This is a genomic window from Microbulbifer sp. SAOS-129_SWC (assembly GCF_039696035.1).
Classification (GTDB): Bacteria; Pseudomonadota; Gammaproteobacteria; order Pseudomonadales; family Cellvibrionaceae; genus Microbulbifer.
The window spans coordinates 4,513,983-4,539,628 of record NZ_CP155567.1; the positions used below are offsets into that span (position 1 = coordinate 4,513,983).

Here is a 25,646-nt window from a genome sequence, read left to right on the forward strand (position 1 = left end):
TCTGGCTGCGCCAGCGAGCGCCGCTCCATGAACGCGAAAAAGGCACCCCGGGTTTCCCGCGGTGCCTTTTTTTGTGTCCTGCTGCTGGCGCTGGGCACAGGTTTGCCGGCGCTGGCCGACTGCGGCGATGCCGCGACCGCGACACGGGCCCGACTGCAGCGGGTTATCGACGGCGACACCCTGGTGCTGGCGAGTGGCGAGCACCTGCGCCTGATCGGCGTCAACACGCCGGAGCTGGCGCACCGCGGGCGGCCGGCGCAGCCGCTGGCGCAGACCGCGCGCCACTTTACCCGCGACTTCCTCGACGGCGGTGACATCCGCATCGCCTATGGCCGCGATCGCCGCGACCACTACGGGCGCCTGCTGGCGCATGTCTACAACCACCGTGGCGAGAGCCTCGAGGCAGCGCTGCTCGACGCCGGGCTGGCCTTCCATATCGCCATAGCACCCAACCTGTCGCTGGCACAGTGCCTGTCCGCCAGCGAGGAGCGCGCGCGCCACCGCGGTATCGGCGTGTGGGCGCCGGGCGCCTGGCCGGTGCTGCGCGCGGCGGCGGTGCGTCCCGGCGACGGCGGCTTTGTGCTGCTGCGCGGGCGGGTCGTCAAGGTGGCGCGCAGCCGCCGCGCCACCTGGCTGGAACTGGACGGCCCGGTGGCGCTGCGACTCGCCAACAGCGGGGATTCTGGCCAGCTGGTGCGGCGCAAATGGCAAGGCAGGCAAATAGAGGTGAAAGGCTGGCTGGTGGACCGGGGCACGAAATATACATCCCGAAATCCCCGCAATAAACGCTGGTTTATTGCCGTGGATTCCGAATTTACCATCGAAATTAGTAGGAAATAACCCCTTCGGCCCGCGCCTCGTCTTGTGGCGACAAGCCGCTCTCGGTTATTCTCAGCGCCCCCGCAGTCACCGGGCGGAACCCAGAAGTCCGCTCGCAGTATTCAGAGAGAAGTTGCCAAGATGACGGACTCATTGCGCCAGGCGGCGCTCGACTACCACGCGCTGCCGACGCCCGGAAAATTGTCGGTAGAGCTGACCACCCCCGCCCAGACTCAGGAAGACCTGTCCCTGGCCTACAGTCCGGGCGTTGCCGAACCGGTGCGCGAAATCGCCAAGGATCCTGAGGCGGCGTATAAATACACCGGCAAGGGCAACCTGGTGGCGGTGATCTCCAACGGCAGTGCGATCCTCGGCCTCGGCAACCTGGGACCGCTGGCCTCCAAGCCGGTGATGGAGGGCAAGTCGCTGCTGTTCAAGCGCTTTGCCGATATCAACTCGGTGGATATCGAGGTGGACGCCAACAGCCCGGAGCACTTTATCCAGACGGTGTCCGCCATCGCCAATACCTTCGGCGGTATCAACCTCGAGGACATCAAGGCGCCGGAGTGTTTCCATATCGAGGAGGCACTGATCGAGCGCTGCCCGGTGCCGGTATTCCACGACGACCAGCACGGCACTGCCATCGTCACCGTGGCCGGCATGCTCAACGCGCTGGAGATCCAGGGCAAGCAGATCAAGGACGTGCGTATCGTCTGCCTCGGCGCCGGTGCCGCCGCCACCGCCTGCTGCAAGCTGCTGCTGGCCGCCGGTGCGCGCAAGGAGCAGATCACCATGCTCGACAGCCGCGGCGTCATCCACGCCGGGCGCACCGATATCAATGCCTACAAGGGCGAGTGGGCGCGCGACACCGAAATGCGCACACTGGACGACGCCATCGAGGGCGCCGACGTGTTCCTCGGTGTGTCCGGCCCCGATCTGTTGTCCGCCGAACAACTGACACGCATGGCGCCGCGCCCGGTGGTGTTCGCCTGCTCCAATCCCAGCCCGGAGATCGCCCCGGAGCTGGCCCACAGTGTGCGCGATGACCTGATCATGGCCACCGGCCGCTCGGACTACCCGAACCAGGTCAACAACGTGCTGTGCTTCCCGTTTATCTTCCGCGGTGCCCTGGATGTACGTGCAGTGCGTATCAACGAGGCGATGAAGCTGGCGGCGATCGAGGCGATCCGCAGCATCGCGCGCCGCGAGGTACCCGAGGCGGTGCGCGCCGGCTATGGCGGTATCGAACTGGCATTCGGGCCGGACTACATCCTGCCCAAGCCCATCGATCCGCGCCTGCTGCCGGAAGTGGCGGCGGCGGTGGCCCGCGCCGCGGTGGACAGTGGTGCCGCACGGCTGCCATACCCGCAGCACTACCCGCTGACAGAGCTCTGACAGACCCGTTCCTGTCCGTAATGCTGAACACTTGAGGGGTTTCGTAGCAGTGGCCGCTACGGCCCGGTGAGCAGCATTACGCTCCGGCATTTCGCCCCACGCGGGCGACATCCGAGCGCGCCAATCACCGCGTTTCTTGAGCGCCATTGCCCCCGCCGCTACACTGCCCACCAGTTACAGAAGCAAAGTTGTTCTACCGCATGACTCACGTCTACGTGCTGACCAATCAGAACCGGCAATTCCTGAGCAAAAGCAACGAGTGGATCGACGGCCGCGAGGCGAGCCGCCTGTTCCGCACCGAGCACAAGGATGTCGCCATCAACCAGATGTTCGAGGCCAATACCCGCAACGTGAGCCTGCGCATCGAGCTGCTGCAGTGCGAGCTGGGCCCCAAGAACCAGCCGCAGGTGCCGGAAGACGCGCTGGGCGAACCGGTGGCCGCCGGAGAACCGGAAATCGAGCCGGGTGGCCCGGAGGAAATACCGCCGGAGAGCAACCCGGAGGTCGCTCCCGAGACGGCCCCGGAAGTCGCGCCCGAGCCAGCGCCGGAAGTGACGCCGGACGAGCCGCCGGAGGTCGATCCCGAGCAGCCGCAAGAGGGCGCGGCCAGCTCAGGTGCGCTCATGGGTTGAGAAAAGCGGCGCCGATCCCCATATCCGCCAGATCCGCGGCCACATGCTGGCATCCGTACAGCGCCGACGATCGTTAAAACGTCGGCAGCCCCCAAGGAGATTCGAGTGCCCAACCCCCACCTGGCCGCCCTGCGCCAACCCCAGACGCTGCAACTGCTTAAAGGCATTCGCCGCGGTATCGAGAAAGAGAGCCTGCGCGTTGCGCCGGATGGCACCCTGGCGCAGACACCCCACGGTGCGGCGCTGGGTTCGGCGCTGACCCACCCGCTGATCACCACCGATTTTTCCGAGGCGCTGCTCGAGTTCATCACCCCGCCGGAGGCCACCCCGGAAGCCGCGCTGGAAATCCTCGACCGCATTCACCGTTACACCTACGGCCAGATCGGCGATGAGCGCCTGTGGGTCAACAGCATGCCGTGCCGGGTCGGCGCCGACGGCGATATACCGGTGGCGCGCTACGGCAGCTCGCACAGCGGCCAGATGAAGACCATCTACCGGCTGGGGCTGGGCCTGCGCTACGGCCGCGCGATGCAGACCATCGCCGGTATCCACTACAACTTTTCCCTGCCGGACGAGTTCTGGTCCTGGCTGCACGAGCGCGAGGGCTCCAGCGAGGACCTCGGCAACTTCAAGACGCGCCGTTACTTCGACCTGATCCGCAATTTCCGCCGCTACTACTGGCTGCTGCTGTACCTGTTCGGCGCCGCGCCGGCGGTGTGCGGCTCCTTTGTGGAGGGGCGCGAGCACAGCCTGCAACCGTTCGGCGACGGCCGCACACTGCATGCGCCCCACGCCACTTCACTGCGCATGGGCGACCTGGGCTACAACAGCGACGCACAGCAGTCGCTGATCGTCTGTTACAACGACCTGCCCAGCTACCTGTCCACCCTGTGCTCGGCGATCAGCCGGCCCTACCCGGACTATCACACCCTGGGCGTGAAGGACACGGACGGCCACTACCAGCAGCTGTCCACCGGGCTGCTGCAGATCGAAAACGAATTCTATTCGCCGATTCGACCCAAGAACCCGGCGCAGATGGGCGAGACCGCACTGTCGGCGCTGGACAACCGCGGCGTGGAATACATCGAGGTGCGCTGCCTCGACCTGAATCCGTTTGCGCCGCTGGGTATCGACGCGCAGCAGATGCGCTTCCTCGACGGCTTCCTGCTGCACTGCCTGCTGGCGCCGAGCCCCAAGACCGACGATGCCGACTACCGCGCGGTACAGGAGAACCAGAACCGTATCGTCTACCGCGGCCGCGACCCGGAGTTGCAGCTGATCTACAACGGCAGCGAGAAAAAACTCACCGACTGGGCCGGCGAATTGCTCGACGCCATTGCGCCGCTCGCCGAACTGCTCGACACGGCCTGGGGCGGCGACCGCTACCACGGCGCCGTCGAAGCGCAGCGGGCCAAGGTGAAGGGCGCAGTGCCGACACCGGCGGCGCAGATGCTGGCGGAAATGGCAGCGCGCGGGCAGAGCTTCTTCGCCTGGGCTTCTGACAAAGCCGAACAGCACCGCAACTATTTCCTCGAACGGCCGCTCGACACCGGTGAGCAAGAGCATTTTGCCGCGCTGGCCGCCGAGTCCCTGCGCCAACAGAAAGCCGTCGAAGACGCGGATACGGGCAGCTTTGAGGATTTCCTCGGCAAATACTACGCCCAGTACACCTTCTGCCAGCGCTGACCACCTGACGGGCCCACCCAGTGAACTATCTCGCCCACCTGCTACTGTCCGGATCCGACCCGGACTGGCGCCTGGGCGGGCTGCTGGGGGATTTCGTCAAGGGCCCGCTGGTGGGGGAGCGCCCCGCCGCCATCGAAGCGGGTATCCGCCTGCACCGGCGCATCGACGCCGGCACAGACGCGCACCCCGCCTACCGCGCCGCCCTCACCCTGCTGGATCCACACTGGCGCCGCTACGCCGGCATCGCACTGGACATCTGGTTCGATCACCTGCTCGCGCGAAAGTGGCCACAGCGCTGCCCGCAGCCGCTGGACGACTTCTGTGACCAATGTTGGCGGGACTTTCACGCCCGCAGCCGGTATATTCCGCCGCGCGCGCAGGCGTTTGTCGCCCGCGCCGAGCAATTTAAACTGTTGCAGGGTTACCGCGAGCGCGAGGTCATCGAACGCACGCTGGCACGCGTCGGCCAGCGGCTGCGCCGGCCGGTTGCGCTGGAGGAATTGCTGCCGCAACTGGTGGCCGGCGGCGCGCCGCTCGAGCGCCACTTCGAGCAACTGTTTGACGATCTCGAGCGCGAAGCCGCCCGTTTTCGGCAGCGAAGCAACATTGGACAGGAATAGCAGGATCCAATAACTCATGAACCTACCCAATCCGCGCCTTACTTTTCTGCTGGTTTTTCTCGCCGTCATCTTTCTACTCGGCGCCGCCATGTATCTCGAATTCGCGCGGGGACTGGAGCCCTGCCCGCTGTGTATCAGCCAGCGGGTGATGCTGCTGGGCGTGGGTCTGGTATCACTGGTGGCTTTCCTGCACAACCCGGCGACCATCGGCCGGCGTATCTACGGGCTGCTGGTGTCCCTGTCGGCGATGGGCGGCCTCTACTTCGCCGGCCGCCAGCTGTGGCTGCAGAGCCTGCCACCGGACGAGGTGCCCGCCTGCGGCCCCGGCATCACTTACATGATCGACTCCTTTCCGATGGCCGATGTGTTCAAGGCCCTGCTGACCGGCGATGGCAACTGCGCCGAGATCAAGTGGACCTGGCTCGGCCTGACGATTCCCGGCTGGTCCGCGGTGGGCTTCGCCGGCATCATCGCTTTCGGCGCCTGGCAGGCGTTCCGCAAGCGCTGATCCACTCCGGGGCGCGCCGCGCCCCGGACACCGATACCCTCGCGCCCCGCACCCATGCGTTTGTCCTCCCTGCATCAACCGCTGCGCAGCGCCGGCCACTGGCTCGCCGGTGCCGCGGCACTGTGCGCCTGCAACCTGCTCGGGCAGAAAATCAGCGACGCGCTGGCACTGCCGGTACCCGGCTCGGTGGTGGGCATGCTGATCCTGCTGATCGCGCTGATGCTGTACGGCGGTATACCGCGCGGCGTCGGCATGGTCAGCGGCCAGCTGCTGCGCCTGCTGGCGCTGCTGTTTCTGCCCGCGGCGGTGGGGATCTATTTCGTGCGCGATCTTTCCGCGCGGGACTGGCTCGGCCTGCTCGCCGCCACCACGGTGGGCACCCTGCTCAGCCTGACGCTGTGCGCACTGCTGCTGAAAAAACTGCTCGGCACAGAGGGCGGCGAACGCGATGACTGAAACGCTCGCCGCCACCCTGCACAGCCCGCTGTTTGTGCTGCCGCTGAACCTGGCCGCCTTCCTGTTTGGCCTGAAACTGTATCGCGTCACCGGCACGCCGCTGCTGCACCCGATCATCGGCGCCAGCGCGCTGGTGGCGGCGACACTGTGGTGGCTGGGCCTCGATTACAGCGACTACCAGCGTGCCAGCGGCGCCCTCTACGCTCTGCTGGGGCCGGCGGTGGTGGCGCTGGCGGTGCCGCTGCGGCAGAACCTGCCGATCATCCGCCGCGCCGGCTGGCCACTGGCGGTGACACTCGCCGTCGGCGCCGTACTGGCACCGCTGGTGGCGACCCTGCTGGCGCTACTGTTCGGCGCCGGCCAGCGGGTGCTGCTGGCGCTGGCGGGCAAGTCGGTGACAACACCGATTGCGCTGGCGGTGGCGGAAAGAATTCATGCGGCGCAGAGCCTCACCGCCGGTATCGTGGTGTTTACCGGTGTCGTCGGCGCCGTGCTGGGGCCACCGCTGTTGAAGCGTCTGGGTATTGAGGACCACCGCATCGTCGGCCTGGTACTGGGCATCAATGCCCACGCAGTGGGCACGGCGCGGGCACTCGAGATCAGTGCCCTGTGCGGCGCCTTTGCGGCGCTGGCGATGGGTTTGTGCGGCGCCCTGACCGCGCTGGTGCTGCCGCTGCTGCTCGGCTGACACCGGCGGGGCGGATCTGGCGCTCAATGCGCTGTCGTTCTTGCCGCCGGCGGGGGAATCTCCTATCTTCGTTAGGCTGCCGCGGTCGGATTTGCTCGCAGGTCCACGACGCGGCTGTGGCGGTAAAGGCAACTAAAGGAAGTTTTCACATGCTGGAAAATTGCAAGACGGCGCGCGAGCGCTGGGGCGGGGTGAGCGAGATCATCGATCGCTGGTTGCAGTCTCGACAGTCACTACTGGTGCGCCTGTGCGCCCTGTCGGAAAAGAAGGGATTCGCGGAGGGCGACAGCGAGGCCGAGAATAACCTGCGCCAGCTGTGCCAATTCCTGATGGATTACATCTCCGCCGGCCACTTCGAAGTCTATGAACAACTGATCGGCGAGGGTCAGGCATTCGGCGATAAGCCCGCCCTCGAGCGCGCGCGCGAGCTCTACGGTGAAATTGACAGCACCACCGAGATCGCCGTCGACTTCAATGATAAGTACCTGGAAACCGACGACCTCTCCAGCCTGGCGCAAGACCTGTCGCAACTGGGTGAGGTACTGGAGAACCGTTTCGAATTCGAAGACCAGATGATTGCACTGCTGCACACTGCGCACAAAAACCAGCTGGCCTGAGCGCCGTCTCGCGCGGAAGCAATAAAAAAGGGCGAACCCTCGGGTTCGCCCTTTTTCGTACGACGGAGAAAAAGCTTTACTGCTTTTTGGCGTCGTCGCCGGCTTTGTCGGCGTCACCGCTCTGTTCTTTATCGGCATCTGCACCGCTATCGTCGCTCTTGACGTTGGCCTTGTGCAGTTCCACGGTGAAGATCAGTGTGGCGTTCGGGCCGATCACGCCGCCGGCGCCACCGGGGCCGTAAGCCAGGTCGGAGGGGATGTACAGCTCCCACTTGGCGCCTTCCTTCATCAGCTGCAGCGCTTCGGTCCAGCCCTTGATCACGCCGTTGACCGGGAACTGAACCGGCTCACCCTTGGTGTAGGAGCTGTCGAACACGGTGCCGTCGATCAGTTTGCCTTCGTAATCCACTTCCACCACGCTGTCGGCACTCGGCGTATCGCCGCTGCCCGCGGTGATGACTTTGTACTGCAGGCCGGAGTCGGTGGTAACTACGCCATCTTTCTTGGCGTTTTCTTCCAGGAACTTCTTGCCTTCGGCCTTGTTCGTCTCGGCCTTTGCTTTAAAGTCTTTTTCCTGCTGCGCGAGGCGCTCCTGCTGCTTGGCCTGCATCTTTTCCTGGAAGACAGAGATGACCTTCTTCTTCTCGTCGTCAGACAGGCGCGAGTCGCGGCCGGCCTTGACGTCGTTCAGGGCCATCAGCACCACCTGCGGGTCGAGCGACACGTCCTGGGTCTGCAGGCGCTTGGCCATGTCTTCGGCAATGATGTAGCTGACCTTTTTCTCGTGGGTATCCAGCGCGATATCGCCGCTCTGCTTGGGCGCCTCCTGTTTGTTACAGCCAGCCAGCGCGAGGCCCAGGGCAACTGCTGCAGCCAAAGGAAGTTTATTCATAGGAATTGTCTCTTTGTCCGTGATGCATTTATTGGTGTATTCGTGGCCTCTGGGCCATTGCCGGAGGATGACCCGGTCGCGATCCGGCGCCAGCATGCCAGCCGGTGCCGTGCAAGTCTAACCCAAGGCGGCGGCTGGTGCCTACCGCGTGCGCCGACAGGCCAATGGCAGCCAATTTGTGTAAAAGTTCCCATCTATTCCCGCAGAAATCTGCAATCGGCACAGTAATTCCCGGCACCCGGCATACATTTTTTAAAGAAACAGCGCTATTATCGGAATTCCGCCGGTTGTTGTGTCGGAACTTCCCAGGCTGTTCCAGCGTTTCCGAAGCAACCGATCAGTGCATGGATCTGTGAGCGCGGTTTTGACCGCATCACCGTATCAACGCCGGGTACAACCATCACCCGGGTGCGCCGAATCGAAAATAAACTCAGGATATTTACCCATGGCCGTCAAGAAAAAAGCTGTTAATTCAGTCGCAGAACTGGAAGCGCAAATCGCCAAGCTCACCGAGAAACTGGACAAGGCTCGCACCAAGCAGGTCACCGACGCCGGCAAAGCGGTACAGAAGGCTGCCAAGGCGGCCGCCGCGGCCAAGACGAAGGTGGCCAAGGCCAAAGACAAGCTCGCCAGCGCCCGAGCCGCGGCCAAGAAAACCAAAACCGCAGCGGTGCAAAAGCGTGTTGACGCTGCCAAGGCCGCCCTGGACAAGCTGAACGGCGCAGCGGCGGAAGCCAAAGAAGCGGCGGCGGAAGCCAAGTTGGCGGAAGCCGCGGCCAAAGCACAGCGCCAAGCGGCGGACAGCATCGCCAAACTCGCTGCCAAGGCGGAAAAAGCCGCCGGCAAGACATCGAAGAAAAAGCCCGCGGCCAAAAAAGCCGCCAGCAAGGCTGGCGCCAAAAAGGCCCCGGCGAAGAAAGCTGCCAGCGGCAAGGCTCCGGCCAAGAAAGCGGCCGCCAAGCCAGCGGCGAAAAAAGCCAGCGTAAAGAAGGCGCCGGCAAAGAAAGCAGCGGCGAAGAAAGCCCCGGCCAAGAAGGCCACGGCCAAAAAGGCGCCCACCAAGAAAGCGGCAACCACCACCGCCGCGAAAAAAGCGCCGGTGAAGAAGGCCCCGGTAAAAAAAGCCCCGGTTAAAAAGGCGACCGCGGAGCAACCCGCAGTGCAGAAAGCTGCCCCGAGTCAGCCGGCGGCGAAACCCGCCGAGAGCAAGCCGGCCACACCTGCGGCCAAGGCGCCGGAACAGAAACCCGACGGTGGCAGTGCACCGCTGCTCGGCAAGACGCCGGAATCGCGCCCGCCCGGTACCGCTCCGGTGGAGCAGAAGCCGGAGCCCAAGCCGGAAGCGCCCAAGCCGTCCATTACACCGACTACTCCGCCCAACAGCCTGTTCTCCAGCGAGAACTCCGGCGACAAGTAATCTTCCGGGGCGCGCCGACTCAGGCGCGCTGCGTCCGGTAGCTCGCGATCAGGCCCGCCCAGCGGGCCTGTTCTTTTTGCAGCAGGCCGTACTGCTGTCCCGCCAGCTCCAGTGCCGAGCGGTCCTGCGGCCAGGTTTCCTGCTGCAGTTTCCACAGTGCCGCCAGCTGGCGCTGCTCCAGTTTCAGCTCATAGCGCTTGCACCACTCGTACAGACTGCGGGCGCGCGGGCGCAGTCGGCCCAGCCAGCGGCGCAGGCGACGCACGCTGGAAATTATGCGCCGCCGCGGGGCCAGGCCGCGATCCGCCACCCGCCAGCTCTCATCGCTCAACAGGTCTCCGCGCGCGGTCACATAACTGGCCCACAGCAACAGGCACACATCGGCCCCGCGGCGATCCTGACAGTCGAGCAGGAACGGCGCCACTTGCGGGTGGCGATAGAACTCCAGACTGAATTGCCACAGCGGGTTTTGCAGGGGAGAAGATGGAGCAGAGGATTTCGACACGTTAGAATCCCGTCGTTTTTATGTCGATTAGCTTAGCACTGGCCGAGCTGGTGAGGTTTTTTCTTTGATCAATCTGCAAGGCGTCTCCGTATTGCGCGGTGGGCGCGAGCTACTGCACGATGCGGACTGCCGCATTTTCCCCGGACACAAGGTCGGCGTCATCGGCGCCAATGGCTGTGGCAAATCCACTCTGTTCAAACTGTTGCTGGGCGAAATCGACAGCGACAGCGGTCGCGTGGAAATTCCCGCGGGCTGGCGCATCGCGCATATGGCCCAGGAAGTCCCGGCGGTAGACCGGAGCGCGCTGGACTTCGTGCTCGATGGCGACGGCGAACTGCGCCGCGTCCAGAGCGCCATCGACGCGGCCGAAGCGGGCGGCGACGGGCGCCGCCTGGCGGAACTGCACGAGCGCATGGCGGCCATCGACGGCTACAGCGGCGCGGCGCGCGCAGCGCAGCTGCTCGACGGTCTCGGGTTCAGCCACGACCAGCAGCAGAACCCGGTACGCAGCTTCTCCGGTGGCTGGCGCATTCGCCTGAACCTGGCCCGCGCCCTGATGTGCCCGGCGGACCTGATGTTGCTGGACGAACCCACCAACCACCTGGACCTGGACGCGACCCTGTGGCTGGAGCAGTGGCTGCAGCGCTTTCCCGGCACACTGCTGATCATCTCCCACGACCGCGATTTTCTCGATGCGGTGGTGGACGGTATCGTCAGTTTCGAGCAGCAGCAGCTGCAGCTCTACAGCGGCAACTACAGCGCGTTCGAGCGCGCCCGCGCCGAGCGCCTGGCGCAACAGCAGATGCAGTACGAGAAGCAGCAGGTGGAGCGCGCGCACATGGAAGATTTCGTGCGCCGCTTCCGCGCCAAGGCCACCAAGGCACGCCAGGCGCAGAGCCGCCTGAAAGCGCTGGACCGCATGGCCGAAATCGCCCCGGCGCACGTGGACTCACCGTTCCGCTTCACCCTGCCGGCGGCGGACAAGACCTCCAACCCGCTGATCGATCTGCGCGATGCGGACATCGGCTATGTCGATAGCAACGGCGACCAAAAAGTCGTGGTGCGCAAAGTACAACTGGGTATCCAGCCGGGGCGACGGATCGGCCTGCTGGGACCCAACGGTGCCGGCAAATCATCGCTGATCAAGACCCTGGCCGGCGAACTGGCGCCGCTTGCCGGTGAGCGACAGTGCGGCGAGCACCTGGCGATCGGCTATTTCGCCCAGCACCAGCTGGAGGCGCTGGACGGTGCCGCGTCGCCAATGCTGCACCTGCAGCGGCTGTCGCCGGAGGCGAGTGAGCAGGCGCTGCGGGATTTCCTCGGCGGCTACGGCTTTGTGGGCGACCGCGTATTCGAGGCGGTGGGCGGTTTTTCCGGCGGTGAGAAGGCGCGCCTGGCACTGGCGATTCTGGCCTGGCAGAAACCCAACCTGCTGCTGCTCGACGAGCCCACCAACCACCTGGACCTGGAGATGCGCCACGCGCTGACCCTGGCGCTGGCCGAGTTTCCCGGCAGCCTGGTGCTGGTCTCGCACGACCGCCACCTGCTGGCCAATACCGCCGATGAATTCATCTTGGTCGCCGACGGCCGCGCCGAGCCCTACGACGGCGACCTGGAGGAGTACAAGCAGTGGCTGCTGGGCTTCAACCGGGAGCAGAAGCGCCGCGCGGACAACGCCGCGCAGGCGTCCACGGGCAAGCCGGCGGAGGACAAGAAGGCGCAACGCCGCGCCGCGGCGGCACTGCGCGAACAGCTGAAACCGCTCACCAACCGCCTGAAGGCGATCGAGCGGCAGATGGCACAACTGGAAAAGGCGCTGGCGGAACTGGATAACAGGCTCGCCGACGAGGGGCTCTACAGCGGCGGTCAGCAGGACGAAATCGCGCAGCTGAACCGCGAGCAGGCGCAGCGGCGCGAAGAACTGGAAACGCTGGAAACCGAGTGGCTGGAAATCGGCGAGCAACTGGAAGCCGCACGCGGCGACAGCTGATCAGCCCGGCTGCGGGCAGCCCTGTTCGGTGACCGCGATACCGGGTGATGTGTCGGGACAGTAATCCAGGTAATCGGGTACGCCATCCGAATCGGCGTCTCCGGGGCAGCCGTCACCGTGTACCGGCAGGCCCGGCGGCGTCTGCGGGCAGTGGTCGACGTCGTCGAACACACCATCCCCATCGAGGTCGCGCACCACGCGCGGGTACTCGTGCCACTGGTAACCGATGCTGACGCTGACAAAGCCGTCGAGGCCGCCTTTCTCTACCCCCTGGAAAGCGCGTGCATCGGCGCGCGCCTGCCAGCGCGGTGCCAGCTTGTATTTGATCCCGAGGCCCACGTTGACCATGGTCTGGCGGTCGTGCCAGTCGAAATCGGAATCGTAGTTGTGGTCGTCTTCGATACGGATTTCCCCGACACCGAAGGCGACGTAGGGCTGCCAGCAGAAATTGCCGCAGAAGCGCCCGGCGTAGTGGTAGAACAGGTCGAGGTGGTAGTTGTAGACGTCGACCTTTTTATCCAGGTCGTTCACCCGCGCGCTGAAATAGTCCAGCACTCCCTCCATGGCCCAGCGGTCGTCGATACTATAGCCGTAGCCGACACCGCCGCCGGTCTCGTCTTCCAGTTCGTACCCGTCCAGCGGCGTGCCGTCGAGGCGATCGCCACTGAACCAGTACTGGCCGCCATTCAGGTAGAGATTGGCCGTGCCCTCCTCATCCGCCACCGCGGGCACGCTCGCCAGCCCGGCGAGAAGCAGCAGGGCGAGCGCACGCGGCGCAGGCTGTCGCATTTTTGTCATTGTTGGCTCCGGAAGTTCCATTTACCGGTGGAGAAGCTGGATTCCCCGCATTGAAGATAGCAGACAACCGCGCGCCGGCATCAGCGGCGCTTGTAGAGCAGGTCCCAGACGCCGTGGCCGAGGCGCTGGCCGCGGCGCTCGAACTTGGTCTCCGGGCGGAATTGCGGCCGCGGTGCGTAGTGGCCGGCGCCGGCGGTGTTTTCCAGCATCGCTTCTGCCTCCAGCACTTCGAGCATATGCTCGGCGTAATTCTCCCAGTCGGTGGCCATATGCAGCAGGCCGCCAGTGGCTAACTTGATGCACAGCAGACGCACGAATTCGGGCTGCACGATGCGGCGCTTGTGATGCTTTTTCTTGTGCCAGGGATCGGGGAAGTACAGCTGGAAGCGCGCCAGCGCGCCGTCGGCAATACAATCGTTGAGTACATCCACGGCGTCGGCCATATACACGCGCAGGTTTTTCACCCCGGCCTTGCCGGCATTGTTGATCAGGCGACCGACGCCCGGCGGGTGCACCTCAATGCCGATAAAGTCCTTGTCCGGCTCGGCCTCCGCCATCGCCAGCAGCGAGTCGCCCATGCCGAAGCCGATCTCCAGCACCAGCGGCGCGCTGCGCCCGAACACCGCCTGCGGGTCGAGCGGGCCGTCGAACAGCGACAGGCCGAAACTGCCCCAGTAGGTATCGAAAGCGCGGCGCTGACCCTCGGTCATGCGCCCGGCGCGGATCACATAGCTGCGGATGGATTTTTTCTTGTACTCGGTGCGGTAGGGGAAGTCTTCCGCGGATTCATCTTGCATTATTCGCGACCTCTGATGCGAATTCGGTTTACTAGTGTAGGGTCAACGGCCGGCTCGGCCGGACACCTGTAGGAGCCTGCCCCGCAGGGGCAGAATTACCCGGGAAAGCGCAGCGCGGCGACAAACAGCGCCACCCAGCCGCCGATCATCAACAGCCCGCCCAGCGGCGTCACCGGACCGAGCCAGCGCGGGCCGCCGAAAGTGAGGCCATAGAGGCTGCCGGAAAACAGCAGCACGCCGACGCAGAAGAGGGCGCCGCTGGCGAGCAGCGCGGTGCGCGCGCCCCACTGCTGGATCAGCACGGCGATCCCCAGCAGCGCCAGCGCGTGCACCAGCTGGTAGTGCACACCGGTCTTGTAGGCCTCGAGCAGGTTGTCGGCCACCTTGCCGCGCAGGCCGTGGGCGCCAAACGCACCGAGCACGACGCCACTGCCGCCGAGGAAGGCGGCGAGTAACAGGTAGAGTTTTGCCATAGTGGTTTTCCGTATTTCCTTTTCGGCGGGGTGCGCCCATAAAAAAACCGCGCGGTTGCGCGGTTTTGCGTGCCTGTGGGCTATGCGCGGATCAGGCTTTCTCAGGCCTCCATCGCCACGCGCATTTTCTTCATGGCGTTCTTTTCCAGCTGGCGGATACGCTCGGCGGACACACCGTACTTGTCGGCCAGCTCGTGCAGCGTGGATTTCTGCTCGGACAGCCAGCGCGCGCGCAGGATATCCTGGCTGCGTTCGTCCAGCTGGCCCATGGCGGCAGCCAGGCTGTTGAGGCTGTTTTCCTGCCAGTTTTCGTGTTCCAGCTGCGCGGCCGGGTCGAAGCGACGGTCTTCCAGGTAGTGGGCCGGTGCCTGCCAGGCGCTGTCGTCATCGTCGTCCACGCCCGCATCGAAGGCGGCGTCGTGGGCGGCCAGGCGACCCTCCATTTCGTGCACGTGGGACACATCGACGTTCAGGTCGGCGGCCACCGCCTTGGCTTCGGCATTGGTCAGCCAGGCCAGTTTCTTCTTCTGCCCGCGCAGATTGAAGAACAGTTTGCGCTGCGCCTTGGTGGTGGCGATCTTGACGATACGCCAATTGCGCAGGATGAACTCGTGAATCTCGGCCTTGATCCAGTGCACCGCGAAGGACACCAGACGCACACCTTTCTCCGGGTTGAAGCGCTTGACCGCTTTCATCAGGCCAACGTTGCCCTCCTGGATCAGGTCGGACTGATTGAGGCCGTAACCGGAATAGGATTTGGCGATATGCACGACGAAGCGCAGGTGCGACAGCACCAGCTGGCGCGCGGCGTTCAGGTCTTCGCGGTAATAGAGGTCTTCCGCCAGCTGCTTCTCTTCTTCGGCGGACAGCACATCGAAGCCGCTGACCGTCTGGATATAGGCGCCGAGGTTGGCACCCGGAGACAGCATATGGGCTGGCTGTAAGCTGGTTCCCATTCAGGTCTCTCCTGTTCGAATTCTCGTTTCCGCCCGGCGCCCGCCGGACGGGTGTCGCCGCGGGCGTGACCGGCGGGCGACAAATTGGCTTCAGTGTAGCACCAGCGCGGCCCCGAAAGGAAGTCTGCGCGGAACGCGTAATGCCTTGAACGACGGGCTCTTAGAGGGGTTATCCACAGGCCGGGTTCCGCGCCACGCGGGGCCTTTACGCTTCTTGACCGACCAGACAGTCATTTTGACCTAGCGCGGCTCTATGGCCTTGATATGCCGCGCCACCGCGACCCAGGCGCCGAGCAGCCCCAGCAGTGCGGCGCCCGCGGTCAGCGCCAGCAGGTAGCGGATTCCGGGGCCGCTCAGGGCGTAGCTACTGCCGTAGGACGCCGACAGGCCGGCCACCGGGCCGGCCAGCAGCACCGCACCGCCGGCCACCAGCAACCAGGCCAGCAGGCCGCCGAAAAAGCCGTAGCACAGGCCGCTGTAGAGGAACGGGCGGCGCACGAAGGCGTTGGTGCCCCCCACCAGCTTGACCACCAGTATCTCTTCGCGGCGACTCTCGATATGCAGGCGGATGGTGTTGACCACTACCAGGATCACCCCCAGCGACAGCAGCAGTGCCAGCCCGGCGGACAGCCGCCGTCCCAGTTCGGTCAGGCGCGCCAATCGCTGCACCCAGGCCATGTCCAGCACCACCGCATCGGTCAGTGCGCTGCCGCGCAGCCGCTCGGCCAGCGCCTGCAGATCCGCGCGGGCCGTTCCGCGCGGGCGCACCAGCAACACCGCCGGCAACGGGTTGCTGTCGAGGCCGGCCAGTGCGTCGCCTAGCCCCGAGTTGCGCTGGAACTCGTCCAGCGCCTGCTGCGGGGAGATATAGGTCACTTCCGCCACCTGCGGGTCGGCGCGCAGCTCGTCGGCGAAATCCTGCAGCACCGCTTCGCGCACATCCTTGTGCAGGAATACCGAGATCTGCGGCTGCCCGTCCCAGCCGGCCACGGCGCGCTGGAAATTGACCAGTCCCAGCTGCAGGGCCGCCGGCAGCGCGAGGGCGATGGCAATCACCAGCGCAGTCATGCCGCTGGCCAGCGGCGCGGCGAGGAAGCGCCGCAGCGCCTCGCCGGCCATCTCGCGGTGGTGGTTCAGCCAGCTGTGCCAGCGGTCACCGACACTGGTGCGCGCGGTCACCGCGCCGGTGCGCTGGGGCCGCGGTTCGGCGGCGGCGCGCTGGCGCGTGCGGTTGTGTCTGGCGTTAGGCGTAGTCGGTTTCAAGGCTGGGGATTCCGTCGTAGATCAGCTGGCCTGCCTGCAGGGTCAGCACGCGGCGTTTCATGCGCGCGATCAGTTCGAGGTCGTGGCTGGCCACCAGCACGGTGACGCCCACGGCGTTGAAGTCGGCAAACAGTTGCATGATCTCTGCCGACAATTGCGGATCCAGGTTACCGGTGGGCTCGTCGGCCACCAGGATCGCCGGCTTGTTGACCACTGCGCGGGCGATACCGACGCGCTGCTGTTCACCGCCGGACAGCATGATCGGGTTCTGCTTTTCCTTGTGCAGCAGGCCCACCTTGTCCAGTGCGGCACGCACGCGGCGGCCTACCTCGCGCTTGCTGCAGCCGGCGACCGACAAAGGCAGGGCGATATTGTCGAACACGCTGCGGTCGAACAGCAGCTGGTGGTTCTGGAACACGATACCGAGATTGCGGCGGTAGTAGGGCACCTGGCCGTTGCGCAGGCGCCCCAGGTTCTGCCCGGCCACCAGGATACTGCCGCGCGTGGGCCGCTCGATGGCGGTGAGCAGTTTCAGCAGGGTGCTCTTGCCGGCACCGGAGTGACCGGTGAGAAACACCATCTCGCCACGGTCTATCTCCAGGCTGACCCGCACCAGCGCATCCTGCCCGGATTCATAGCGTTTGTTGACACTGTCGAAGGTGATCATGCAGCGCAGTATTGTTGTTGTTCTTGTGGAAAATCGATCAATTCGGTTCGCGACCGAACAGCGCAGCGACAAAGTCGTGCGCCACGAACGGCTGCAGGTCTTCGGCCTGCTCGCCGACACCGATAAAGCGTACCGGAATGCCGAAGCGCTGCGCCAGCGCAAAGATCACACCGCCCTTGGCGGTGCCGTCGAGCTTGGTCAGCACCAGGCCGGTGACACCAGCCGCGTCACGGAACTGGCTGGCCTGGCTGATGGCATTCTGGCCGGTACCGGCATCCAGCACCAGCAGCACCTCGTGCGGGGCCGTATCGTCCAGCTTGCCCATAACGCGGCGCACCTTGCTCAACTCTTCCATCAGGTTCGACTTGGTGTGCAGGCGCCCGGCGGTATCGGCGATCACCACGTCGACGCCGCGGGCCTGGGCCGACTGCACCGCGTCGTAGATCACCGAGGCGCTGTCGGCGCCGGTGTGCTGCGCCACCACCGGCACCCGGTGGCGTTCGCCCCACACCTGCAGTTGCTCCACCGCCGCCGCGCGGAAGGTATCACCGGCGGCCAGCATCACCGACTTGCCCTCGCCGAGCAAACGGTGAGCCAGCTTGCCGATGGTAGTGGTCTTGCCGACGCCGTTGACGCCGACAACGAGAATGACGAACGGCTTCTTGCCGGTGTCGATGGCCAGCGGCGCCTCGACGGTATCGAGCAGTTGGGCCATCTCTTCCTGCAGCGCGCGGTACAGTGCTTCGCCGTCTTTCAGTTCGCGGCGGGATACCCGCTCGGTCAGGCGGTCGATTATCCCGGTGGCCGCGTCGACGCCCACATCCGCCATCAGCAGCTGGGTCTCCAGTTCCTCCAGCAGCTCCTCGTCGATCTCCTTGGCGCCGAGGAACAGGTTGCCCATGCCCTCGGCAAACTGGCTGCTGGTGCGGCTGAGGCCGCGGCGGATACGGGCAAAGAAACCTTCTTTTTTCTGTGGTTGCGGCGCTGCGGGCGCGGGCGACGCCTCGACGGCCGGCTCCTCCTCCGCTGCCGGCGCCTTCTCCGCTACAGGCGCCTCTGCTGCCGGCGGCTGTTCCACAACCGGTTCTTCGGCAACCGGCTCTGCACCAGCGGGCGCCTGCTCGGGTGTCTCAACCGGGGCCGCTGCGGCATCGGCCTCGCCGGCGGCGTCCGCGGACTCGGCCTCCGGGGCCGGCTCGGCGTCGTCGGCTGTGGGTTTCTTTTTGCGCAGGAAGTCAAAGATCATTCGAGAGTCCGGGTGTACCGCTGGTAGAAAGGCGCTAATCTTAGCACCGCTCAGGCCGGCAGTAGAGCCTTCCGCTTGTGTGGAGAGAGCCTTCAGCGCATATGGAGAGAGCCCTCAGCGCGTATGGAGAGAGCCTTCGGCCAATCTGCAGACAGCCTTCAGCCTGTCCGGAGAAAGCCCCCGGCCGATCGCGCCACCGGAGCACCAGTCACCCGTCCGCACGAACAGCACGAACAGCACGAGAGTTACCTTGGCCCGCAACCGTCCCACAAACAAGCCGCGTAACGCCGCGCACCAGGCCCAATCCCAGCTGCGCATCATTGGCGGCCGCTGGCGCGGGCGCAAACTCGCCTTCGCCCCGGTGGAAGGGCTGCGTCCCACCGGCGACCGGCTGCGCGAGACGCTGTTCAACTGGCTGCAGTTTCACCTGCCCGGCGCCCGCTGCCTGGACCTGTTCGCCGGTTCCGGTGCGCTGGGTCTGGAGGCGCTGTCGCGCGGTGCGGCGGCAGTGGACTTCGTGGAACTGAACCCGCGCGCGGCGCAAACCCTGACCGAGCAGCTGCAGTTGCTTCAGGCAGACAGCGGCCGCGTACACTGCGCCGGCGCACAGGATTTCCTCGCCTGCTCCGCCGACAGCTACGATATCGTCTTCGTGGACCCGCCGTTCGCCGCCGACCTGTGGCAGGAAACCCTGTCCGCGCTGGCGCCGCGGCTGCGCGACGGTGCCCTGGTGTATGTGGAGAGCCCCCGCGACACCACGCTGGCGACGCCGGCCGGCTGGCAGCTGGAAAAAGACAAGAAGGCGGGGCAGGTGGCGATGCGGCTGTTTAGCCGTGGGCAGCCGGAGTCGCCCTGACTCCCGCTACCCGTCGCGCCGCCGAGACTGGCGCAAAAATGTGATTTTGCTGGCTCGGCGCCGCTCGCATTGGCCTGCCGGCCAATGGCGGCACATCCCTGTGCCGCGGCTTACCTGCGGGCAGCCGGAGTCGTCCTGACCTGCTTGCGGTCCGGCAGACACAGCGCTACTGCGGCGGTTTTTGAGCCCGCCGGACAAATTGTTTACCATGCGCGTCCCATTCGGCCCCGCTCGGAACGCTGACGTATGAAGAAAGTCGTCTATCCTGGAACCTTCGACCCCATCACCAATGGTCATATGGACCTGGTGGAGCGGGCTGCCCGGCTGTTCGATCACGTGATCGTGGCGGTAGCGGCGAGCAGCCGCAAGAACCCGCTGTTCACCATGGACGAGCGGGTCGAGCTGGCCCAGCAAGTGCTCAGCCACCTGCCCAACGTGGAAGTCATAGGATTCGATATTCTGCTCGCCGACCTGGTGCGCCAGGTGGACGCCTACGGCGTGCTGCGCGGTCTGCGCGCGGTGTCGGACTTCGAGTACGAATTCCAGCTGGCCAATATGAACCGGCAGCTGGCGCCGAATATGGAGAGCCTGTTCCTGACCCCGGCGGAGCACCTGTCCTACATTTCCTCGTCACTGGTGCGCGAGATCGCCTCCCTCGGCGGCGACGTGACCAAGTTTGTGCCGCCGGCGGTAGAGCAGGCGCTGCGGGAAAAGTTCGGCCGATAAACCCGCGATAACGCGTTCGGTAAATAGCCGCCGCGGCGTGCGAGGCGGATTATTTGGCCCCGGCCACCACCTCGCCAGCGCGGTAGCGGCGCCACAGGCTGGCGCTGGCGCTCTGCGCCACTGGCAGCTGTAGCAGGTTCTTGTCCAGTACGGCGAAATCCGCCGCTCCCCCCACCACCAGGCTGCCGTCGTCAGCGGCGCGGCGGCCGGCCCCGGCCAGCAGCGCGCGCAGCTCCGCGCGGTAGTCCTCGACGCTGCGCCGCGGCAGCATGTTGCGCATCAGCATCACCGCACCCGTTCCGCGCAGCACGCCGATGGCGAGTCCGCTGTCGTCCCTGGCGATGGAGCCACCGTCAGGATCGGCGGTATCACTGTTGATGCCGGCGGCGGCCAGCGCTTCGGAGTTGGTCCAGACACTCTTGCGGTCGGCGGAGAACAGCACAATCGGGTAGAAGTCGCTGACCTGGTCCAGCTGATCCTTGTGCGGTCCGCCGGCGGCAAAGATACCGGACTGCCAGCCCTCGCCGACGAAGACCTGGCGCTGCGGGTGCAGGTGCATAAACTCCGCCACCCGCTGCTGGCAGTCGCCGACGCTGGCGGCGCCGTGCAGGCTCACCCGGTTGCCCAGCGCCCACGCGGGTAACGTCGCGCCGACAAAGCCCGGCAGCACCAGGCGGCCGCCCAGATCTTCGATGCGTGTGTTCGGCCCCACAAACGCGCCGAGACCGTCCTCGGCGCCCAGATACACGATGCGCCCGCCGTCGACGGCCATGGCCGCGACCTGCGGCTGTTGCGGATCGAGGGTGACGATGGCAGCGTTCTTCAGCACCAGCTGGGCGCCGGGCTTCGCCGTCGACGCCTTATCCGGCGAACCGCGCTCACAGGCGCTGAGCAGCAGCGCCACAGCGGTCATCAGGGCGCACAGCAGGCGGCTGCGGTGAATCGGTCCCATCTCCATTTCGGCCTCCCGTGCAATCGCTGGCAACCGGCAAAGTATAGGAGAGGGCAGGCGGGAAATATTCAGTCGCCGCCTTTCAACCACAGGTAGTCGGTCGGGTTGTCGGGGCAGGCACCGAGGCCACACTCCAGGGTCGTCGACACCACATTGATGGCCAGCACCGCCACAAACGCGACAGCAGCAAGGCGACCGGGGACATCCAGCCGCCGCGGTACCGCATCGTCCTCCACGGCGTCGCCCAGCAGCAGGCGCAGACCGCAGTACACCAGCAGGACGACAAACGCGAGCAGTGCCCAGGTGTAAAAGTGCACACCGAGAAACGGCGAGCCATAGCCCGGATCATCCGGCGCGATATGCAACAGTACCTGGCGCGCCGACGACACCACGCCACCCAGCGCCGACAATACCACCACACCCCAGTGCATCGGCCGCTCGCCGAAACGCAGGTTCATCAATAGACCGATTCCGGCCATGCCGAAGGCGGCGCGCTGCAGCAGGCACAGGGGGCAGGGCAACTCGCGGTAAAGCAGCTGCCAGACAAAGGCGAACCAGAGCACTGCGGCCAACCCCAACAGGGCGAGACTATCGAGGCTGACGGATTTGTAACTGGGGGCTGTCATTCTGCGCCCTTAGAGAGACAGGTGCATTGGGTCGGTCATGTGGTAGAAGCACCAGGCGATATAGATCGCCATGGTGACCAGCCACCAACCCAGCGCCGCACTGCGCCGACCGCTCCAGGTGTACCAGGCGGACAACAGCACGGTGACAAACGGCAGCATCATAATCACGGCGCCGGCTCCAACAGGAAAAGACTAAAAACTCAGTCTAGCCGTCAAATCAGCGCTGGCAGCGTGGGCAAAAGAAGGTATTGCGCTGGCCCAGCACCTGTTCGCGTACCGGGCGGCCGCAGCCGCGGCAGGGCAGGCCGGTGCGGCCGTAGACATTGAGCTGCTGGGCAAAGTAGCCGGGCTTGCCGTCGCCGCCGATAAAGTCGCGCAGCGTGGTGCCGCCCTGCTCGATAGCGCGGGCGAGTACCTGCTTGATCGCGTCGGCGAGGCGCTGGTAGCGGGCACGCGAGATGGAGCCGGCCTCGCGCTCGGGGCGGATACCCGCCAGGTACAGGGATTCGCTGGCATAAATATTTCCCACACCGACCACGATACGGCCATCCATGATGAACGTCTTGACCGACTGGCGCCGCTTGCGCGAGCGCGTGAACAGGTAGTCGCCATCGAAGTCATCGGACAGGGGCTCGGGTCCCAGGTGGGCGAGCAGGTCGTGGGCCACCGGGTCTTCATCCGTCCACAGCAGCGCACCGAAGCGGCGCGGGTCGTGAAAACGCAGGACCAGACCGCTGTCCATCACCCAGTCCACGTGCTCGTGCTTTTTCAGCGGTTCGTCCGCCGGCACCATGCGCAGGCTGCCGGACATGCCCAGATGCCAGATGGCGCAGCCGCGATCCGTGTGCACCAGCAGGTACTTGGCGCGCCGCTCCAGGCGCAGCACCCGGACACCGGCGATGCGTTGCTCGAAATCCGCCTCCACCGGCCAGCGCAGACGGCGCTCGCGCACCACCGCCGAGCGCACGACATGCCCCTCGAGGTGCGGCGCCAGGCCGCGGCGGGTGGTTTCTACTTCGGGCAGTTCTGGCATGGGTGTCGTCTGGGTCTTGTGGAGTGCAGTGGCGGCGCCGCTGCCGGGAGCCGCTTGTTCAACAGCCTGATCGGCAAATGTTTCTCAAACGGCTCCCGGCACCGGCGCCTGCGCATAAAGTTTGTGTATGCCTTCAGGCCCGCGCGTAATGCGCGCCGCGCGCACCATCAACCACCCCGGTGCGCACGGCGCACCCTACTTGAGGCCGGGTGGCCCTATACGAAAAAGCCCGGTAAAAACCGGGCTTTTCGCGAACTATACAGTCAGGCAATCAATTACTTGATTTTGCCTTCCTTGTACATCACATGCTTGCGCACGACGGGATCGTACTTTTTGATCTCCATCTTTTCCGGCATGTTGCGCTTGTTCTTGGTAGTGGTGTAGAAGTGGCCGGTACCGGCGCTGGAATTCAGGCGAATCTTCTCTTGCATTGCTCTGTCTCCGATCTCTCAGCGGCTTGCGCCGGTTAAACTTTTTCGCCGCGGGCGCGCAGCTCGCTCAGTACGGTGTCGATGCCTTTCTTATCGATCACGCGCATGCCTTTCGCGGAAACACGCAGTTTCACGAAACGCTTCTCGGACTCAACCCAGAAACGGTGGCTGTGCAGGTTGGGCACGAAGCGACGCTTGGTGCGGTTCTTAGCGTGGGATACGTTGTTTCCGGTGACCGGGCGCTTACCGGTGACCTGACATACTTTGGACATCTGATGGCCTCTTCAAAACTCTAGCGTACCCGCCGGGCCCTCCCATAGGGACCTGCGGGAACATCAATTCGGGATTCTAATCCGGTTCCATGCGCGGCGGCGGAAACTGTTCAGAATCTGGCCCGGCCGCAAAGAGCGGCGTTTTATACCAGAACAGCCCTCGGGGAGCAAGTTTTGTACAGCTTATTTCCCGGCCCGCGCAGGATGCTCCGACCGCACCGGCTGGTCAATGGTGTGTGCGGCGCCCCTTACGCTCGAGCTGGTGGCCGGGCTTTGATGCCAAGGTCCTGCTGGCGGGGCCGCCACGTCACTTGCTAGTGACTACCTTAAAGCCGCTACAACAACCCCTGCTCGGCGAACGACAGCGCCGCGCCCTCGCCGACGATCAGGTGGTCGAGTACGCGGATATCCATCAATTCCAGTGCCTGCTTGAGGCGCTCGGTTATCCACAGGTCGGCCTGGCTCGGCTCGCTGACCCCGGACGGGTGGTTGTGGGCGAGGATGACCGCGGCGGCATTCTTCTGCAGCGCCGCCTGCACCACCTCGCGCGGGTAGACGCTGGCGGCGTTGAGGGTACCCTCGAACAGCTCCTCGAACGCGATCACGCGGTGCTGATTGTCCAGGAACAGACAGCAGAACACCTCGCGGCGCCGGTGGCGCAACTGGGCGGATAAATAGTCACGCACCGCACCGGGGCTGCACAGGGCGTCACTGCGGGCGAGGGTTTCCGCCAGGTGGCGGCGCGCCATCTCCAGCACCGCCTGCAGCTGCACGAACTTGGCGTCACCGAGGCCCTTGGCGCGGCAGAACTCCGCGCGCTCCGCCTCCAGCAGCGGCCGCAGGCCGCCGAAGTCCGCCAGCAGCTGGCGCGCCAGGTCCACCGCCGACACCCCGGGCAGCCCCACGCGCAGAAAAATCGCCAGCAATTCCGCGTCCGACAGCGCCGCGGCACCGCGCTGCATCAGTTTTTCCCGCGGCCGCTCCGCCGCCGGCCAATCCTTGATGGTCGTGTTCCCTTCCATGGAATCATCCCTCTTCTTATTGATCAGTCCTAGAAATGCTAATCTTACCCGCTCGCTCGAATTCGGAAACCGCACCTATGTCCACCCCGGCGCCCACTCTGTCCCGCAAACGCATCCTGCTCGGTATCAGCGGCGGCATCGCTGCCTACAAGAGCGCCGACCTGGTGCGGCGCCTGAAAGAACGCGGTGCCGAGGTGCAGGTGGTCATGACCGCCGGGGCACAGGAGTTCATACGGCCGCTGACCTTCCAGGCACTGTCCGGCAACCCGGTACACACCGACCTGCTGGATCCGGCCGCGGAGGCCGCGATGGGGCATATCGAGCTGGCCAAATGGGCCGAGCTGATCCTGATCGCACCGGCCAGCGCCCAGGTGCTGGCCAAGCTGGCCGGCGGCTTTGCCGACGACCTGCTCAGCACCCTGTGCCTGGCCAGCGAGGCCAAACTGGCACTGGCGCCGGCGATGAACCAGGCCATGTGGCGCCACCCCGCCACCGCCGCCAACGTGCAGACGCTGGCCACACGCGGCGCGCTGCTGTGGGGCCCCGCCGCCGGCAGCCAGGCCTGTGGCGATGTCGGCCCCGGCCGCATGCTGGAACCCGACACGCTGGCCGCAGAAGTGGAAAAACTGTTTCGCGCGTCGCCGTCGCTGGCCGGCAAACAGGTAGTGATCACCGCCGGCCCGACCCGCGAGGCGCTGGATCCGGTGCGCTTCCTCAGCAATCACAGCTCCGGCAAAATGGGCTTTGCGCTCGCCGCGGCCGCCCGCGATGCCGGCGCCGAAGTGACCCTGATCGCAGGGCCGGTCAACCTCGCCACGCCGGCGGGGGTCAAGCGCATCGATGTCACCGGTGCCCTGGAGATGCGCGACGCCGCCGAGCGCGCCGCGGATCTGTGCGATATCTTTATTGGCGCCGCCGCGGTGGCGGATTTCCGCCCGGCGCAGGTGGCAGAGCAGAAGATCAAGAAAACGGCCGACAGCGACAGTGATTCGCTGGCGCTGGTCAAGAACCCGGATATCGTCGCCGGCATCGCCGCGCGCCGCCAGCGGCGCCCGTTTACCGTCGGGTTTGCGGCGGAGACAGAAAAGGTGCTCGAACACGCCCGCGACAAGCTGCAGCGCAAAAACCTCGACCTGATCGTCGCCAATGACGTCAGTGCCGAGGACAGCGGCTTCAACAGCGATCGCAATGCCGTCACCGTCATCGACGCCGCTGGCAGCAGCGCGCTGCCGGCGGCGCTGAAGACCGAACTGGCCGCACAGCTGATCGCACTGATCGCCGAGCGCGCGCCGGTAAAATAACA

30 protein-coding genes are annotated in these 25,646 nt (G+C 65.3%); 14 read left to right on the forward strand and 16 right to left on the reverse strand.

The features are described 5' to 3' along the window. Positions 1 to 27 precede the first annotated feature (27 nt). From ABDK11_RS19230 to rsd, 9 genes are all read left to right on the forward strand, one after another. Positions 28 to 840, forward strand: coding sequence for a thermonuclease family protein (locus ABDK11_RS19230; RefSeq protein WP_346838151.1), 813 nt, complete (start codon positions 28 to 30; stop codon positions 838 to 840). Positions 841 to 960: 120 nt separating this feature from the next. Then, on the forward strand, positions 961 to 2,214 hold the full coding sequence (locus ABDK11_RS19235) for a malic enzyme-like NAD(P)-binding protein (RefSeq protein ID WP_346838152.1): 1,254 nt from the start codon (positions 961 to 963) through the stop codon (positions 2,212 to 2,214). Positions 2,215 to 2,414: 200 nt separating this feature from the next. Continuing rightward, positions 2,415 to 2,846 (forward strand): hypothetical protein, encoded by a 432-nt coding sequence (locus tag ABDK11_RS19240; protein ID WP_346838153.1) that lies wholly within the window; start codon positions 2,415 to 2,417, stop codon positions 2,844 to 2,846. A 105-nt stretch (positions 2,847 to 2,951) separates the two neighbouring features. Next, positions 2,952 to 4,532, forward strand: coding sequence for a glutamate--cysteine ligase (gene gshA, locus ABDK11_RS19245; RefSeq protein ID WP_346838154.1), 1,581 nt, complete (start codon positions 2,952 to 2,954; stop codon positions 4,530 to 4,532). Positions 4,533 to 4,552: 20 nt separating this feature from the next. Beyond that, complete coding sequence (locus ABDK11_RS19250) at positions 4,553 to 5,152, forward strand: ACP phosphodiesterase (protein ID WP_346838155.1); 600 nt, start codon at positions 4,553 to 4,555, stop codon at positions 5,150 to 5,152. A 16-nt stretch (positions 5,153 to 5,168) separates the two neighbouring features. After that, positions 5,169 to 5,660, forward strand: a complete 492-nt coding sequence (locus ABDK11_RS19255) for a disulfide bond formation protein B (RefSeq protein WP_346838156.1) — start codon at positions 5,169 to 5,171, stop codon at positions 5,658 to 5,660. Positions 5,661 to 5,714: 54 nt separating this feature from the next. Further along, positions 5,715 to 6,116 (forward strand): CidA/LrgA family protein, encoded by a 402-nt coding sequence (locus tag ABDK11_RS19260; protein ID WP_346838157.1) that lies wholly within the window; start codon positions 5,715 to 5,717, stop codon positions 6,114 to 6,116. Further along, complete coding sequence (locus tag ABDK11_RS19265) at positions 6,109 to 6,804, forward strand: LrgB family protein (RefSeq protein WP_346838158.1); 696 nt, start codon at positions 6,109 to 6,111, stop codon at positions 6,802 to 6,804. Before ABDK11_RS19260 ends, ABDK11_RS19265 begins: the two co-directional genes overlap by 8 nt. Before the next feature lie 149 nt (positions 6,805 to 6,953). Continuing rightward, positions 6,954 to 7,421, forward strand: a complete 468-nt coding sequence (rsd, locus tag ABDK11_RS19270; protein WP_346838159.1) for a sigma D regulator — start codon at positions 6,954 to 6,956, stop codon at positions 7,419 to 7,421. Positions 7,422 to 7,497: 76 nt separating this feature from the next. Here rsd and ABDK11_RS19275 read toward each other — a convergent pair whose 3' ends face one another. Further along, positions 7,498 to 8,313 (reverse strand): FKBP-type peptidyl-prolyl cis-trans isomerase, encoded by an 816-nt coding sequence (locus ABDK11_RS19275; protein WP_346838160.1) that lies wholly within the window; start codon positions 8,311 to 8,313, stop codon positions 7,498 to 7,500. Positions 8,314 to 8,758: 445 nt separating this feature from the next. Between ABDK11_RS19275 and ABDK11_RS19280 the strand changes: the two genes are divergently transcribed. Next, on the forward strand, positions 8,759 to 9,730 hold the full coding sequence (locus ABDK11_RS19280) for a histidine kinase (RefSeq protein ID WP_346838161.1): 972 nt from the start codon (positions 8,759 to 8,761) through the stop codon (positions 9,728 to 9,730). A 19-nt stretch (positions 9,731 to 9,749) separates the two neighbouring features. Here ABDK11_RS19280 and ABDK11_RS19285 read toward each other — a convergent pair whose 3' ends face one another. After that, positions 9,750 to 10,235, reverse strand: coding sequence for a TIGR02444 family protein (locus ABDK11_RS19285; RefSeq protein ID WP_346838162.1), 486 nt, complete (start codon positions 10,233 to 10,235; stop codon positions 9,750 to 9,752). A 64-nt stretch (positions 10,236 to 10,299) separates the two neighbouring features. Here ABDK11_RS19285 and ABDK11_RS19290 point away from each other — a divergent pair, with 64 nt between their 5' ends. Then, positions 10,300 to 12,225 (forward strand): ATP-binding cassette domain-containing protein, encoded by a 1,926-nt coding sequence (locus ABDK11_RS19290; RefSeq protein WP_346838163.1) that lies wholly within the window; start codon positions 10,300 to 10,302, stop codon positions 12,223 to 12,225. On the opposite strand, the gene ABDK11_RS19295 is transcribed toward ABDK11_RS19290, so the two are convergent. The 7 genes from ABDK11_RS19295 to ftsY form a co-directional block, all read right to left on the reverse strand. Next, on the reverse strand, positions 12,226 to 13,023 hold the full coding sequence (locus ABDK11_RS19295) for a porin family protein (protein WP_346838164.1): 798 nt from the start codon (positions 13,021 to 13,023) through the stop codon (positions 12,226 to 12,228). 80 nt (positions 13,024 to 13,103) lie between these two features. Further along, entirely contained in the window at positions 13,104 to 13,820 is a 717-nt protein-coding gene (gene trmB, locus ABDK11_RS19300) for a tRNA (guanosine(46)-N7)-methyltransferase TrmB (protein ID WP_346838165.1), read from the reverse strand. A 95-nt stretch (positions 13,821 to 13,915) separates the two neighbouring features. Then, positions 13,916 to 14,293, reverse strand: coding sequence for a DUF423 domain-containing protein (locus ABDK11_RS19305; RefSeq protein ID WP_346838166.1), 378 nt, complete (start codon positions 14,291 to 14,293; stop codon positions 13,916 to 13,918). A 101-nt stretch (positions 14,294 to 14,394) separates the two neighbouring features. Beyond that, positions 14,395 to 15,249: an RNA polymerase sigma factor RpoH gene (rpoH, locus tag ABDK11_RS19310; protein ID WP_346838167.1), complete on the reverse strand. Its 855-nt coding sequence runs from the start codon at positions 15,247 to 15,249 to the stop codon at positions 14,395 to 14,397. A gap of 240 nt (positions 15,250 to 15,489) precedes the next feature. Then, positions 15,490 to 16,512, reverse strand: coding sequence for a permease-like cell division protein FtsX (gene ftsX / locus ABDK11_RS19315; RefSeq protein ID WP_346838168.1), 1,023 nt, complete (start codon positions 16,510 to 16,512; stop codon positions 15,490 to 15,492). Next, positions 16,493 to 17,179 (reverse strand): cell division ATP-binding protein FtsE, encoded by a 687-nt coding sequence (gene ftsE / locus ABDK11_RS19320; RefSeq protein WP_346838169.1) that lies wholly within the window; start codon positions 17,177 to 17,179, stop codon positions 16,493 to 16,495. The genes ftsX and ftsE overlap by 20 nt, the downstream gene beginning before the upstream one ends. 37 nt (positions 17,180 to 17,216) lie before the next feature. Next, positions 17,217 to 18,425, reverse strand: a complete 1,209-nt coding sequence (ftsY, locus tag ABDK11_RS19325; RefSeq protein ID WP_346838170.1) for a signal recognition particle-docking protein FtsY — start codon at positions 18,423 to 18,425, stop codon at positions 17,217 to 17,219. A gap of 250 nt (positions 18,426 to 18,675) precedes the next feature. Here ftsY and rsmD point away from each other — a divergent pair, with 250 nt between their 5' ends. Continuing rightward, the gene (gene rsmD / locus ABDK11_RS19330) at positions 18,676 to 19,281 is read left to right on the forward strand and encodes a 16S rRNA (guanine(966)-N(2))-methyltransferase RsmD (RefSeq protein ID WP_346838171.1); all 606 of its coding nucleotides are present in this window, start codon (positions 18,676 to 18,678) and stop codon (positions 19,279 to 19,281) included. A gap of 246 nt (positions 19,282 to 19,527) precedes the next feature. Next, the gene (coaD, locus tag ABDK11_RS19335) at positions 19,528 to 20,007 is read left to right on the forward strand and encodes a pantetheine-phosphate adenylyltransferase (RefSeq protein WP_346838172.1); all 480 of its coding nucleotides are present in this window, start codon (positions 19,528 to 19,530) and stop codon (positions 20,005 to 20,007) included. Between the two features lie 49 nt (positions 20,008 to 20,056). Here coaD and ABDK11_RS19340 read toward each other — a convergent pair whose 3' ends face one another. The 7 genes from ABDK11_RS19340 to radC form a co-directional block, all read right to left on the reverse strand. Next, a complete protein-coding gene (locus ABDK11_RS19340) occupies positions 20,057 to 20,965 on the reverse strand; it encodes an amidohydrolase family protein (RefSeq protein ID WP_346838173.1) in 909 nt (302 codons plus the stop codon). A gap of 62 nt (positions 20,966 to 21,027) precedes the next feature. Continuing rightward, a complete protein-coding gene (locus ABDK11_RS19345) occupies positions 21,028 to 21,585 on the reverse strand; it encodes a disulfide bond formation protein B (protein WP_346838174.1) in 558 nt (185 codons plus the stop codon). 9 nt (positions 21,586 to 21,594) lie between these two features. After that, the gene (locus tag ABDK11_RS19350; protein WP_346840219.1) at positions 21,595 to 21,747 is read right to left on the reverse strand and encodes a DUF5993 family protein; all 153 of its coding nucleotides are present in this window, start codon (positions 21,745 to 21,747) and stop codon (positions 21,595 to 21,597) included. A 55-nt stretch (positions 21,748 to 21,802) separates the two neighbouring features. Continuing rightward, positions 21,803 to 22,618: a bifunctional DNA-formamidopyrimidine glycosylase/DNA-(apurinic or apyrimidinic site) lyase gene (mutM, locus tag ABDK11_RS19355; RefSeq protein ID WP_346838175.1), complete on the reverse strand. Its 816-nt coding sequence runs from the start codon at positions 22,616 to 22,618 to the stop codon at positions 21,803 to 21,805. 275 nt (positions 22,619 to 22,893) lie between these two features. Next, positions 22,894 to 23,049, reverse strand: a complete 156-nt coding sequence (gene rpmG / locus ABDK11_RS19360; protein ID WP_346838176.1) for a 50S ribosomal protein L33 — start codon at positions 23,047 to 23,049, stop codon at positions 22,894 to 22,896. Positions 23,050 to 23,084: 35 nt separating this feature from the next. Then, positions 23,085 to 23,321 carry a 50S ribosomal protein L28 gene (gene rpmB, locus ABDK11_RS19365; protein WP_067083837.1) on the reverse strand — a complete coding sequence of 79 codons (237 nt, stop codon included), beginning with the start codon at positions 23,319 to 23,321 and terminating at the stop codon, positions 23,085 to 23,087. A gap of 335 nt (positions 23,322 to 23,656) precedes the next feature. After that, positions 23,657 to 24,343 (reverse strand): DNA repair protein RadC, encoded by a 687-nt coding sequence (gene radC, locus ABDK11_RS19370; protein WP_346838177.1) that lies wholly within the window; start codon positions 24,341 to 24,343, stop codon positions 23,657 to 23,659. A 77-nt stretch (positions 24,344 to 24,420) separates the two neighbouring features. Between radC and coaBC the strand changes: the two genes are divergently transcribed. Beyond that, on the forward strand, positions 24,421 to 25,644 hold the full coding sequence (coaBC, locus tag ABDK11_RS19375; protein WP_346838178.1) for a bifunctional phosphopantothenoylcysteine decarboxylase/phosphopantothenate--cysteine ligase CoaBC: 1,224 nt from the start codon (positions 24,421 to 24,423) through the stop codon (positions 25,642 to 25,644). Positions 25,645 to 25,646: the final 2 nt, after the last annotated feature.